Genomic DNA, 12,605 nt, shown 5'->3' on the forward strand with positions numbered 1-12,605 from the left:
CAGAGCAACAATGACATCTACCGTTCCTCTATATTAGTAAGATCGCAAGGCGTAAAAGGTACCGAGTGATCGAAAGAGCTGCATTCGATAGGGAGTGACAAGATGTCAATTCGAACCATCACCGCCATGGCCGGCACCGCCATCATCATGAGTGCTGCTGCATTTGCCTTTTCATCGCCCGCCAACGCCCTGACGATGAAAGAATGTAGCGCAAAATATCAGTCTGCCAAAGATGCTGGCACGCTTGGCGACATGAAATGGAACGATTTCCGCAAGGCGCAATGTGGAGACGACGCAGATGCTGCCGCAGCACCGTCAGCTCCAGCCAAAAAGGCAACCAAGAGTGCAGCCGCCCCTGCCGCAGACGACAGTGCCAAGGGCCTGACAATGAAGGAATGTAGCGCGAAATATCAAGCTGCCAAAGATGCTGGCACGCTTGGCGGCATGAAATGGAACGATTTCCGCAAGGCGCAATGCGGTGCAAATGCCGCCGCAGCTCCTGCACCTGCTTCTCCAGCTAAGAAAACGGCAAAAAGCACTGCTGCTGATGACAGCGCCAAGGGCTTAACGATGAAGCAGTGCAGCGCCAAGTATCAGGCGGCAAAAGACGCTGGTGTTGACAATGTTGCAAAATGGAACGATTTCCGCAAGGCTGAATGCGGACCTGGTGCAGATCCAGTTGCCTTCAGCACCGACGGTACCAGTGAACCAACTGCCCCAACGGTTGCGGCGCCCAGAGGCGTCAAATTTCCAACGGCAGTTTCTGCAAAGTTTTCGAACGAATCAGCTGGCAAGGCTCGTATGCACACCTGCCTTGAGCAGTATTATAGGCTGAAAGATGCCAATGCATTGGGTGGTTTGAAGTGGATTCAAAAAGGTGGCGGTTACTACAGCCTCTGCAATGCACGCCTGAAAGGCAATTCCTGATCTGATCAGGACTATTCGAATAAGAAGGGGCCTATTGGCCCCTTCTTATTTGGTTCGTGAGAACCAGCCCGCGACCGCGACTGCGAGCCAGCCAAGTATCATCAACGATCCACCTGTCGGCGCGGCCATTGGAAAGAGCCGGTCGCCTATCATATCACGCATGAAGAGGTCGCCGCAGAATAAGGCGAGACCGATCACAAGTAATGCGCCGCCCAGATAAGCGGTACGGCTGAAAGGTACAATGAGAGATAGGACCAGAAACGCGGGCGCATGGCCGAGGAGCAGGGGAGCGATGTTGCCCAGATGGTTCTCTCCACCGTGGGCGGCGCCCGCATAAGCGGCAATTGCAAGGGCACCGCACAGTCCGGCAAGCGTGCTGAAAAGAATGTTGGGATACTGGCTATCGGATCGAATCTGCATCTATGGCTCCACCGTTCAGGCAGTTTCACGAGTATCTGCGTGTTTGCGCGCATCCTCCAAAGCGGCGGGTAGGGCAGCTTCAAAGAGATCGAGCTGCTCATCGATGCCGACGCTCACGCGAATACAGCGGTCGAGAACCGGTGCCCCGGGTTTGCGCACGAAGATGTCACGCGCGATTAGCTCGTTGAGAACTGCTGTGGCGAATGCTCCATCCTTACCGCAATCGACGGCAACAAAATTCGTGGCAGATGGGACGGTTGTAAGGCCGTTTGCCTCAGCGATTGCAGCGATGCGATCGCGCCCTGCCTGTATTTTCGCGACTACGTCACGCAGATAAGCTTGATCCTTGAGGGCGGCGATAGCTGCTGCCTGCGCAAGGCGATTCACTGCGAAATGATCGCGAATCTTGTCGAAAGACTTGATGGTTTCGGCGCTGCCGACAACATATCCACATCGGATTCCCGCTAGACCATAAGCCTTGGAGAAGGTGCGCATCCGAAGAATGTTGGGTCGGTCGGTTTCAAAAGGCGGGAAGGCGGACGCTGGCCCTGTTTCGCAATAAGCTTCATCCAGAATGAGGAGGGTGGTTTCAGGAACGCGCTCGATGAAGGATTGAATGTCCGAACCCATATGCCAGGTTCCCATCGGATTGTCCGGATTGGCGAGGTACAGAATTGCAGCATCTTGCTTGCGGGCCGCATCGAGCAGGCCGTCGAGGTTCGATTTGTCGTTGATATAAGGAACAGTAACCAGGTTTCCGCCATAACCCGCAACGTGGTAGTTGAAGGTTGGGTAGCCGCCCAGCGAGTTGATGACCCTGTCACCTTCCTGAACATATTGTCTGACTACCAGCCCGAGCAAGGCGTCGACACCTGCTCCCGGCATTATGTGTTGCGGCTTTACGCCGTGATGTGCGGCAATGGCATGGCGCAGTTCATAGTTTTCAGGATCGCCATACTTCCAGATTTCGCTCGTTTCGGTCCGAATTGCATCAAGGACAGACGGCGCTGGACCAAAACTGCTTTCATTCGCGCCGACCCGTGCCTTGAAAGGCTTTCCGCGCTGTAGCTCCAGCGTTTCGGGGCCGGTAAAAGGAACAGTAGAAGGCAAGCTTGCGACGAGTGGTGTAAGGCGAGGCGATCCCATGGCGATTTCCAGTCGATTCTCAGTCCATCAACGTGTGAGGAGGGCAGTCGAAGAGCTGGAGAAAATCTTATCCACCTACGCCTGTCCAGCTCGGAAGGCATAGCAACTTGTAGTGACTGGTGCCATCACAATGATTCTAGTCGATTGAATAATCCAAGCGAACGATCAGGCTTGCTGCCCGCCGATCGAGTTAAACGATAAGGATCTGCAGAGTGAAACGGGTCGGAACCCGAACATCTGCACGCCTCAGGCGCGCGTGCGCACCGTCGGTGTCTCACAACCACAAGCACAACGCGCAGTGCCGGAGCCATCAAAAACGCCTGTCGATCTGATTGAATCAGATCGACGTTCCAAGCATTCAACCATATCGCACCTTGTCCGAAACCGGTTTACCCATTCCGAGATGCGTTTTAGTGGACCTCGAGCACTTTCACGCATGAATCGAGATCATGTGTCGCCAAATGGGCGTAACGCATGGTCATCTGGAGTGTCTGGTGCCCCAGCCACATCTGAACACGACGGATATCGATCCCGCCCCGGACGAGACGGGATGCGCAGGTATGACGTAAAATATGCGGAACGACCTGATCGTCCGTACCAAGACCGACTTCCATCTTCGCTTCATTCCAGATCTGGCGGAACCGGACCTGATTGAGCATGGAGAAGGGGCCTTTGAGCTTCTCATGCGGGATATGTGCAGCCTTGCGGGCACGGCGGGTGAGTGGGACAGTGCGGCTGCGATTTGATTTGGTGAGCCAGAACGTAACCCGCTGATCTTGAACATCGTTCCAGGTGACACCGATTGCTTCTCCAAGGCGGCAGCCCGTGTCGACAAGAAAAAGGGAAAGCCGATAACTGTCTTCACAGCGCGACTTGATCGCGGCGAACAGGCGCTTTTCTTCCTCATATTCGAGGAATCGAATACGTCCCACACGCTCCTTCTGCCGGACGAATTCCGGTAGATTAAAGATATCTCCCATCTTGTGCGCCTTTCGCAGCAGCTTGCTCAGCGCAGCCATCTTTCGATTGATGGTTGCATTGCTGTTGCCACGCTCACGAAGCGAACCGATGACGGAATCAAGCATTTGCTGATCGAAACCTGAAAAGCGTTCGCCCTTCAAAATCTCATCAATCTCGCCGAGAAACGACTTCACATTATACTTGTGTGATCCATCATCCCACAGGATGTTGACATATTTCCCCGTCAGTTCCGCCACCGAAAATTGCTCGACAAGCCGGTGGTTCGGACTTTTGCTGGATGTGTACTTTAAGTTGTAGTCGACTATCGGCGCAAACTTGTCGCCTGTGTCGATCTTCGTTTCCCCAACGACGATCATTGCACGCCCCCCTTCTTCTTGTAGGACGTACAACTAATGAAATAATTCCCGGAGCACAAGATAAGTGAGCTAACTTTATGCGGAGACATGATTGGACCTTTCTAAAAGACCATGTTTGCCCCCAGCTTTCTGTCGTCCCCGAATTCCCCTCGTTTATCGATCCTTTTCGAAACTCCCTGTTCGAAAGGATCGTGTCACTTAATCGTAAGCGGTGTTTCAAATGGATGAGCGCCAACGGTTTCCCGTTGGCGCATTTTTTCAACGTCGTTCTTATTAGAACGAGCGCTGGAAGCGAAGCATGCCCTGGAATGCATCCTTGGTAACACGCAGAGGATGGTCATCGTCCCAGCGGGTGTAAGAGACTTCAGGCGTAATGGTGAAGCCCGGAACCAGCTGATAGGCAACGTTTGCGGTAACTGCGGTCTTGCCCCAGTCTTCGTATGCAGCCTGCACGTTGATGACAGCCTTTTCAGAGGCCTTGTACTTCAAGCCACCCCAGACGGCCCAGTCACCGCCCCACTGACCATACATCTGATCGTCAGACTCTTCCGAGGAATAACCAGCCTGTACCCAGACAGAGAACTGGTCGGTGAGGTTTACGTCACCGCGAACTTTAGCCGCCCATTCTTCAATAACGGAGTCATAAGCAACTACAGCTGCGATCGCACCCCAGCCACCGGCATACTTCACGCCACCAACAACGTGCGGAACATAATCGTTGACAACGTAGCCTTCGCCGCCTTCTTCAAGAGCAACAGTTGCCGAGAAGCCGTTGCCACCAGTGAAGGTGTAAGAAATCTTGCCAGTACGATAAGCACCTGCAGCTACAACATCGTCGTTGATGACATCGCCAAGATAGCCAGTGAACGTATGGAACGACGATTCGTCGAGACCTACGCGAAGGCCGCCCAGTTCGATGTAAGCGAATTGCAGCGTGGTCGACTGACGATCAGCACCATAGCCTTCAAAACCGGTGTCACCGAGATTGCCTGGAACGGCATCCCACTGAAAGCGGTTTTCGGTAAACGTACGAAGAGTACCCAGTTCCGTTTCAGTCGCAGTATGCGTGCGCAGTGCGAAACGTGCACGCTTCACCCAGCCACCCAGTTCAACGCCGGAGTAGGCATCATCGCCACCCTTTACGTCGTAACGAACGTAACCGGAAATACGCAGGCAGGTTTCGGTGCCTGGGATGTAGAAGTAGCCAGCGCCGTAAGCATCGCAGACGCGGACATATTCAACGGCTTCTGGCTCTGGCGCGACGATTGCGTCGGCAGCCTGAGCGCCGGAAGCTGCAACCAGAGCTGCAGCGGAGCCAAGGAGAAGGCTCTTGATGTTCATTTCTGACCTCCAGTCAAGAATCGGAGGCTTTCGAAATAAATAAGTATTTTCAATGTGTTATAGAGTTTGCAGATTCGGGACTCAAAAAGTCAGCAAATCGGAAGTGATCCGACATGCGTCGAATACGGGGCGTAAAAGCACGGAATCGCACATCGCGTGGCAATCTGGATCTGATTTTTATGAAGAGATTTGCTTGAGGCAGCTGGCGGAGAGGATGGGATTCGAACCCACGAGACCCTTATGAGGTCTACTCCCTTAGCAGGGGAGCGCCTTCGACCACTCGGCCACCTCTCCGGTAAGGGCGAGATAGCTGGTACGCTTTGTCATTTCAAGCGAATTGCGCGCCAACTGGTAAAATTTCCTGCGAATTATCGCACTTTATATATACGCAATCAGGAATATGCGTGGAATCGGCCGCTTTCACCAGGCGTCGGCAGCCTCATTTCGAGCTGTATAACAAAGAAAGATTCGCACCCAAATCAGCTAATGTGGCAGTACGCGACGGTGCTTTGACATATACTCCACTCGGAGCACGGGAAGTCATGGATTCGCGGGCTGAAAACCGCAACGATGCCAAATATCGCGTGTTTTCAAGCGTTAAGACCCGTTAATTCGCGTTCACTCATGTTAATAAACCCTAAATAGCCCACCCTGAAACGGGCAATTTCGTGTCTTTTCTGCAACAACCCTCCCTCATAGAAGCACCAGAAAGGTTGGGAGAGTGTATTCGATGTTGAAACGAAGGAACGGGCGAGTATCTTCACATCCAGAAGAAGGAGCGCTTCGGGGCGACTTTTTCAAAAGGGGATGGGGACAGGTTGTCCTTCAGCCAAATCAGAATGCCCAGACCCATTTTTAACTTTGACTGGAGGTCAGAAATGAACATCAAGAGCCTTCTCCTTGGCTCCGCTGCAGCTCTGGTTGCAGCTTCCGGCGCTCAGGCTGCCGACGCAATCGTCGCGCCAGAGCCAGAAGCCGTTGAATATGTCCGCGTCTGCGATGCTTACGGCGCTGGCTACTTCTACATCCCAGGCACCGAAACCTGCCTGCGTATCCATGGTTATGTTCGTTACGACGCAAAGGGTGGCGATCGCGTTTACGCTCGTACGCCTGGCGATCTGGACCGTGACACCTGGGGCAAGAACGCCCGTGCAACGCTCCGCTTCTCGACCGCTTCGGAAACCGAGCTCGGCACTCTGAAGACCTTCACCGAACTGCGTTACAACTGGAACGGCGGCGGCGACGGCGAAGAAGACGCATACGGCTCGAGCGAAAACAGCTCGCTGCGTTATGCTTACATCCAGCTCGGCGGCCTGCGCGTTGGTCTCGATGAATCGGCCTTCGTAACCTTCCCTGGTTACCTCGGCAACGTCATCAACGACGACGTGATCCTCGCTGGCGGCTACCGCACCAACCTCATCAGCTACACCTTCACCGGCGGCAACGGCTTCTCGGCTATCCTGTCGCTCGAAGAAGGCGGCAACGGCGACTCCGACGTTGACGTAACGCTGAACGACTACACGCCGCACATCGTTGGCGGTCTGAAGTACGCTGGTGGCTGGGGCTCTATCGCAGCTGTTGCAGCTTACGACGCTCGTAACGAAGAGTGGGCTGGTAAGGTTCGCGGCGACGTTAACATCACGGACCGTTTCTCGGTTTGGGTACAGGGCGGCTACAAGTCCAACGACGACACCTATGCAGTTGACGGCGCTGGTTATTCCTACCGCGTAATCGACTCGTTCTACGGCACGTGGGGCGGCGACTGGGCTGTCTGGGGTGGCGCTGCATTCAAGGCAACCGAAAAGGCTACCTTCAACCTGCAGCTCGCTTACGACGACACCAAGACCTTCGCAGCAACCGCAAACGTTGCTTACGAACTGGTTCCTGGCTTCACGATCACCCCGGAAGTTTCCTACACCAAGTGGGATGACGAAAACATCAGCCTCGACGGCGAAGATGCTTTCCAGGGCATGATCCGCTTCCAGCGCTCGTTCTAATCCCTCTGGGATTGTTCAAAAAGAACCCGGCAGCATCGCTGCCGGGTTTTTTGTTTGCCGATTTTTACGTTTGTGATCTTGCCTTTGCGGGAAACTCGGTCTTTGTACGAATAGAAAGCGGGACGTGTTCGCCGCTTTGCATCCGATGATTTCCAGCGTGGAGACGCCACGATATGTTCAAATGGTTTTGGCCCGGTGTAACGTGGACCGCAGCGCTAACAGCGCTGGCGCTCTGGTTTGGTGCAGACCGGGTCAAGACGGACATCGCAACACGTACTGGCGAAGCACTCACTCCTTTTATATGGACCGGTTTCGACGTCGATGGTCGCGACGTCACGCTGAAAGGCATAGCGCCCGATCCAGATACGCAATCCGCTGCGCGGGATGCGCTTGAAAAGGTAAGAGGGATTCGGGAGATCACCGACTTGACGAGTGTTCTGCCGCTCGTTTCACCCTACCAGCTACAGATAAAGAAGAGTGCCGACGGCATAGTCCTGTCTGGTTCAGTACCGGACAACGATGTTAGAGACCGTATCATGACGATCGCCGAAAGCGCGGCTCCTGGCATTCCGCTCGATGACGAGATGGCTGTAGGGCGAGGCAGTCCCGCAAACTTTGTTGATTCGGTGGAGTTTGCTTTGCAACTCGTTTCTGACCTGACGAAAGGGGAGATCGAGATGTCCGATCTCAATATCTCGATCAAGGGCGAGACTGCAGACAATGCCGGCTATCGAAAGATACAAGCCCAATTGGACCAGCCGCTGCCCTTTGGCCTGAAATTGGAACGAGCCGAAATTCGCGAACCTTGATTAAATCGCAGGGAGGGCTGAGCAGATTTGGATCCTCGTCCCCCGTTAGTTTTCTGTTCGGAATTGACAGTCCGCCTGTTCGGGCCTTTCCTTTCTCTTTATGAATAGGCATAGCGGATCATATCTTCCGTTTCCGGAACAGAAGGCGGGCCTGACAATGCTTTATCTAGCCGTATCGTTTTGGCCGGTTCTCGTTGCGGCGGTTCTTATCGGTGCGGGCGTGGGCTGGTTGACCGGTCCGAAGTAGTGGCGGCAAATTGGGGCGGGGAAAATTGACGGCGAATATGTTCGTCGGATTTGAGTAATTTGGAGTACGAGGAAACCATATGCCGTTGCTGATTGTTCAACTGGCTGTTCTTGTCGCCATCGCTTTCGTTATAGGCTGTCTTTTGGGCCGGTTCGTGCGGCGCAGAGGTGCGTCGATACCAGACCGTGAGCGCACGATCATTGCAGCGGCGCATGCTACATTGCCTGTCGATCAAAAGCCGGAAGCGGTGACGCAGACCAAAATACCGGAGAAGGTTGCAGAACCCAAGGCTTCGCCCCAGCCGAGCGAACCAGAGAAGCCTCAAATGAAAGCCGTGCCGGACGCAGAAGTCGTCGGAAATTGGCCTTCGCAAACGGAAAAGCCGGATGTGAATACGGAACCGGATCAGGATCCGGGGCGTCCAGAGCTTCTGGATGCTGCACGCCTTGGAAAGCCTGATGATCTGACAGTCGTTAAGGGTATTGGTGGGGCAGTTCAGGGGCTGCTCAACGGGATCGGCGTGTTTCACTACGACCAGATTGCCAGCTGGAACGATGACGAATCACGCTGGATCGAACGGAGTATAGGTTTTCCACGCCGCGTGGAGCGCGAGGATTGGATCGCACAAGCCACGAAACTGGCGAATGCAGCAAATAAAGCCAGCGCAAGGAAATCGGAAAAGCCCGGCAAAACAGCCGCTAAACCAAAATCGCGACGGACAAAAAAAGCAGGCGAATAGCCTGCTTTTTCATTTCAGAGCATTTCTACCATCTCAATATAGGCGCGAGATGTTTTAGAGCATGTCTCCCAAAAGTGGGAACCGGTTTTGGGATAAAGACATGCGTGAAAACAAAGAGATAGAGCGGTTCTAGCGACTTCGTTTTAACCGGAACCGCTCTAGCGGCGACCGTAAATCAGATCGGTCTGTATATCCGCACTTCCGGTCAGGCGGGCCTTATAGACTTCGTAGTTTTCCATCACGCGCTGAACATAGTTGCGTGTCTCGGAGTAGGGGATACGTTCGATCCAGTCGACGACCTGATCGATAGGCTTGCCACGTGGATCGCCATATTTCTCGACCCATTCGGATGCGCGGCGAGGGCCTGCATTGTAACCGGCGAAGGTAAGAACGTAAGACCCATTGAAACGGTCAAGCTGCTCGCCGAGGAAATGGGCGCCAAGCGTCGCATTATACCCTGCATCCGTCGTGAGGCGTGGCGCGGAGAAGCTCATGCCGTTGCGGGTCGCCACGCTTTTGGCCGTTGCTGGCATAAGTTGCAGCAGACCGCGTGCGCCAGCTTTTGAAACCGCGCCGACGTTGAATTCACTTTCCTGCCGGGCAATAGCATAGGCTAGAGCCTTACCTGATCCGCTTATATTGGCATTGGCGGGAATTGCGCCAAGCGGATGCGAGAGAGCACCAACATCAAGACCTCGCAATGCAGCATTTTTGCCGACGCGCAGCGCCAGATAGTGGTTCTCGTCGCGCTCGGCCATGACCGCCAGCAGAGCCAGTTCGCCGACACTGTCGAGTTCCTGCGAAAGCTGATTGTAGAGCGTCGTTGCGCGACTGCTATAGCCGACCTGTTCCAGCCGCTTGATTGCCTGCACGGCGGGACGGCCCGCAAACCGCGCGCGATCCGCTTCCGTTGGTCTTGGATAGATAAGCTCAGGTGCTTTTTCGCTCAGTTTGGCTGCCGAAAGCTGTCCGTAAAATGTTGTGCCGAAATGGGCGGAGCGGCGATAATAGTCGCGCGCATCGCCACCGCTACCTGCTTCGGCCGACCGTCCGAGCCAATAGAAAGCACGAGACGCCGAAATCGGACGCGAGGAGATTTCTGCGATCTTGGCAAAATGTGGCGCAGCCGTCTTCGGCTGGTTCAGGGCGCGCAGTGCATACCATCCGGCATGGAATTCCGCTTCTGCGGCCATTGTGGGCGATTCGGCGGCGTGGGCCGAAACCAGCTTGTAGGCGAGCTGCGGTTTGCCAAGGTCGAGCAGTTCCCGTGACAGGATGCGGCGTTCGACCCACCAGGCATCCGGATCGACAAGCGCCGACGCCTGACGTGGTGCCTTGAGCATGAGGTCTGTCGCCTCGTTATAGCGTTCGGCGCGACGCAGATAGCGAATCTTCAGGAACTGATAGGCGGCGTTTCCCTGCCACGTGCGGTCGACGTCCGCTATCGCCTTGGCGGCATTCGGAGACTTCTGTGCTACTGCCGCAAAAGCGTTGTAAAGCGATTGGGCCTGTGCCGGACCTGCAAGCAGTTTTGCGGACTGCATACGGTCATTATAAAAAGAACGCAGAATACGGCGCTGATGATCTTCGCGCGTCAGAACGTCAGAGAACTCTTTCAGGATCTTTTGCTCGTCATCGGCTGATAAGCGCTGTGTAGCCCACCATGGTGAAAGCAGTTCGCGCGCTTTGCCCGCATTTCCAGTGCTGACATAGGAGCGGGCAAGAAGAATCATGCCTTCTGTAGTCTGCGGGCGCGTATTGCCGAATGTTGCGATTACGGTCGCAGGAGCTGGATTTTCCTTGAACAAGGCCCGTTCAGAGTTACGGCGCAGAACCGATGTCCCCGGCCAGCCGCGCAAATCTGTTGCCGCCGCTGCAATTTCAGCGCTCGGCACACCATCAAGACCGGATGTCGCGATAGCCCACGTCAGAATCTGGCGGTCAAGCGAACCACGAGGCATCCCGTTGCGGAATGCGATAGCACTTGCCGTGTCACGGGAGGAAAGGGCATCAAGCCCGCTTTTCAGCGTTCCACCAATCGCTGCCGGGTTTTCCATACGGCTGACTGCTGACGTCACGACCGGATCAGGCGTGGCCGGACGCGGTTTCGGTGTCACCAGATTCATCGGCGACTGGTGTGTCGTCGTCGGTGCAAAGGGACGCGCAAGCGGGGTGGGAACGCCGGACGGCAGCGAGGATTGGGCGAGCGAAATCACCGGCTGCAGAGCAACCGCAACAAAGCAACTCGCGAGGAGAGCTTTTCTTTTCAGGGATATCGCTGCGACTTGTTTTGACATTGGCTAACTAGAACAAAGACTTGGTTGATGTGCAATATGTTGTTGAAATCCGGCTTTTCTTAGCCCGGTTTTTGACTGGCTATTTCAATGATGAGGATAGGCTCAAGGAATGAATCTATCCTTAATAAAGCGTTATCGCTTCGGTGTTGCCGCATCTTAGTTGTTTCGGGCCGCCGATGTTTCTAAAGGCAATCGAGCGAATAGCCGGTGGAGCTTGGGGATCGCTTTAAATTTTGTCGCAAAACTGCCGTATTGCCCTTGTTTTGCCTGTATACCCCGCTTGCTCCACTCGTGTGGCAAGACTATTGTGCAACGCCTCAACCCGGTCAGAAGCCCCAGAGTGATCCCAAGCTGATCGGTGGAATGAGGTCCAGTCTTTCTTTTTTCAGGAGTTCACTAATGCTGAAGGGCTCAATTACCGCGCTTGTCACGCCATTCGATTCCGAAGGAGCGTTCGACGAGAAAGCCTTTCGCGCATTTGTAAACTGGCAGATCGAAGAAGGCACCAAAGGGCTCGTCCCAGTCGGCACGACTGGTGAAACACCGACCCTGTCGCATGACGAGCACAAGCGCGTCATTGAGGTTTGCATTGAGGTTGCAGCTGGTCGCGTTCCCGTGATCGCCGGTGCAGGTTCCAACAATACTGTGGAAGCGATCGAACTGGCGCAACATGCCGAAAAGGCTGGCGCTGATGCCGTTCTCGTCGTCACGCCTTACTACAACAAGCCGAACCAGCGTGGTCTTTACGAACATTTTTCGCGTGTGGCCCGCTCCATTTCGATCCCGCTCATCATCTACAATATTCCCGGTCGTTCGATCGTCGACATGACACCGGAAACGATGGGCGCACTCGTTCGCGATCACAAGAACATTGTGGGCGTCAAGGATGCGACTGGCAAGATCGAGCGCGTATCCGAACAACGCGCAACCTGCGGCAAGGATTTCATCCAGCTTTCCGGTGAAGACGCAACGGCTCTTGGTTTCAACGCCCATGGCGGGGTAGGGTGCATTTCGGTGACGTCCAACATTGCGCCGCGTCTTTGCGCCGAATTCCAGGATGCATGTCAGGCAGGCGATTTCTCCAAGGCACTCGAATTGCAGGATCGCCTCATGCCGCTGCACAAGGCACTCTTCATCGAGCCAAACCCGTCAGGCCCGAAATATGCGCTGTCGCGCCTCGGCCGCGTGGAAAATGCCTTGCGCTCGCCGATGGTGACTGTGGAAGCCGCGACGGCAGAGAAGATCGATCAGGCCATGAAGCATGCGGGTCTGGTCAACTGACCCGTCAAGTTTACCGCTTTCGCTGATTTTTACGCTCCCGTAGCTTCGGGAGCGTTTTCATTTC

At 54.7% G+C, this 12,605-nt stretch carries 10 protein-coding genes and 1 tRNA gene; 5 read left to right on the top strand and 6 right to left on the bottom strand.

Annotated elements, in window-relative coordinates; translation table 11 throughout:
- The first annotated feature begins 126 nt into the window (after window positions 1–126).
- Complete coding sequence (locus KWJ32_RS19860) at window positions 127–927, top strand: antifreeze protein (RefSeq protein WP_235784316.1); 801 nt, start codon at window positions 127–129, stop codon at window positions 925–927.
- 45 nt (window positions 928–972) lie between these two features.
- Here the strand turns inward: KWJ32_RS19860 and KWJ32_RS19865 are convergent, their stop codons facing one another.
- The 5 genes from KWJ32_RS19865 to KWJ32_RS19885 all read right to left on the bottom strand — a co-directional run bounded on the left by KWJ32_RS19865 (window position 973) and on the right by KWJ32_RS19885 (window position 5,465).
- Complete coding sequence (locus KWJ32_RS19865) at window positions 973–1,347, bottom strand: DUF423 domain-containing protein (RefSeq protein WP_012092426.1); 375 nt, start codon at window positions 1,345–1,347, stop codon at window positions 973–975.
- Window positions 1,348–1,362: 15 nt separating this feature from the next.
- A complete protein-coding gene (locus KWJ32_RS19870; RefSeq protein ID WP_012092425.1) occupies window positions 1,363–2,493 on the bottom strand; it encodes a pyridoxal phosphate-dependent aminotransferase in 1,131 nt (376 codons plus the stop codon).
- A 410-nt stretch (window positions 2,494–2,903) separates the two neighbouring features.
- Window positions 2,904–3,830: a site-specific integrase gene (locus KWJ32_RS19875; RefSeq protein ID WP_029925277.1), complete on the bottom strand. Its 927-nt coding sequence runs from the start codon at window positions 3,828–3,830 to the stop codon at window positions 2,904–2,906.
- 273 nt (window positions 3,831–4,103) lie between these two features.
- Window positions 4,104–5,171, bottom strand: a complete 1,068-nt coding sequence (locus KWJ32_RS19880; protein WP_040129537.1) for a porin — start codon at window positions 5,169–5,171, stop codon at window positions 4,104–4,106.
- 203 nt (window positions 5,172–5,374) lie between these two features.
- Window positions 5,375–5,465, bottom strand: a tRNA-Ser gene (locus KWJ32_RS19885).
- A gap of 584 nt (window positions 5,466–6,049) precedes the next feature.
- On the opposite strand from KWJ32_RS19885, the gene KWJ32_RS19890 reads away from it, so the two are divergent.
- From KWJ32_RS19890 to KWJ32_RS19900, 3 genes are all read left to right on the top strand, one after another.
- Window positions 6,050–7,168, top strand: coding sequence for a porin (locus KWJ32_RS19890; protein ID WP_151607454.1), 1,119 nt, complete (start codon window positions 6,050–6,052; stop codon window positions 7,166–7,168).
- A 173-nt stretch (window positions 7,169–7,341) separates the two neighbouring features.
- Entirely contained in the window at window positions 7,342–7,977 is a 636-nt protein-coding gene (locus KWJ32_RS19895) for a BON domain-containing protein (RefSeq protein WP_256886186.1), read from the top strand.
- 326 nt (window positions 7,978–8,303) lie between these two features.
- Window positions 8,304–8,963 carry a 50S ribosomal protein L21 gene (locus KWJ32_RS19900; protein WP_012092421.1) on the top strand — a complete coding sequence of 220 codons (660 nt, stop codon included), beginning with the start codon at window positions 8,304–8,306 and terminating at the stop codon, window positions 8,961–8,963.
- 158 nt (window positions 8,964–9,121) lie between these two features.
- Here KWJ32_RS19900 and KWJ32_RS19905 read toward each other — a convergent pair whose 3' ends face one another.
- The gene (locus KWJ32_RS19905; protein ID WP_185758007.1) at window positions 9,122–11,260 is read right to left on the bottom strand and encodes a lytic transglycosylase domain-containing protein; all 2,139 of its coding nucleotides are present in this window, start codon (window positions 11,258–11,260) and stop codon (window positions 9,122–9,124) included.
- A gap of 399 nt (window positions 11,261–11,659) precedes the next feature.
- On the opposite strand from KWJ32_RS19905, the gene dapA reads away from it, so the two are divergent.
- On the top strand, window positions 11,660–12,541 hold the full coding sequence (gene dapA, locus KWJ32_RS19910; protein ID WP_010661626.1) for a 4-hydroxy-tetrahydrodipicolinate synthase: 882 nt from the start codon (window positions 11,660–11,662) through the stop codon (window positions 12,539–12,541).
- Window positions 12,542–12,605 lie beyond the last annotated feature (64 nt).

This window comes from Ochrobactrum sp. BTU2, assembly GCF_024539785.1.
GTDB classification, from domain to species: domain Bacteria; phylum Pseudomonadota; class Alphaproteobacteria; order Rhizobiales; family Rhizobiaceae; genus Brucella; species Brucella anthropi.

What these genes read in the sequence shown, in the direction of transcription:
- KWJ32_RS19860 (WP_235784316.1), top strand. Translation starts at nt 127, where the DNA reads ATGGCCGGCACCGCCATCATCATGAGTGCTGCTGCATTTGCCTTTTCA.
- KWJ32_RS19865 (WP_012092426.1), bottom strand. Translation starts at nt 1,347, where the DNA reads ATGCAGATTCGATCCGATAGCCAGTATCCCAACATTCTTTTCAGCACG.
- KWJ32_RS19870 (WP_012092425.1), bottom strand. Translation starts at nt 2,493, where the DNA reads ATGGGATCGCCTCGCCTTACACCACTCGTCGCAAGCTTGCCTTCTACT.
- KWJ32_RS19875 (WP_029925277.1), bottom strand. Translation starts at nt 3,830, where the DNA reads ATGATCGTCGTTGGGGAAACGAAGATCGACACAGGCGACAAGTTTGCG.
- KWJ32_RS19880 (WP_040129537.1), bottom strand. Translation starts at nt 5,171, where the DNA reads ATGAACATCAAGAGCCTTCTCCTTGGCTCCGCTGCAGCTCTGGTTGCA.
- KWJ32_RS19890 (WP_151607454.1), top strand. Translation starts at nt 6,050, where the DNA reads ATGAACATCAAGAGCCTTCTCCTTGGCTCCGCTGCAGCTCTGGTTGCA.
- KWJ32_RS19895 (WP_256886186.1), top strand. Translation starts at nt 7,342, where the DNA reads ATGTTCAAATGGTTTTGGCCCGGTGTAACGTGGACCGCAGCGCTAACA.
- KWJ32_RS19900 (WP_012092421.1), top strand. Translation starts at nt 8,304, where the DNA reads ATGCCGTTGCTGATTGTTCAACTGGCTGTTCTTGTCGCCATCGCTTTC.
- KWJ32_RS19905 (WP_185758007.1), bottom strand. Translation starts at nt 11,260, where the DNA reads ATGTCAAAACAAGTCGCAGCGATATCCCTGAAAAGAAAAGCTCTCCTC.
- dapA (WP_010661626.1), top strand. Translation starts at nt 11,660, where the DNA reads ATGCTGAAGGGCTCAATTACCGCGCTTGTCACGCCATTCGATTCCGAA.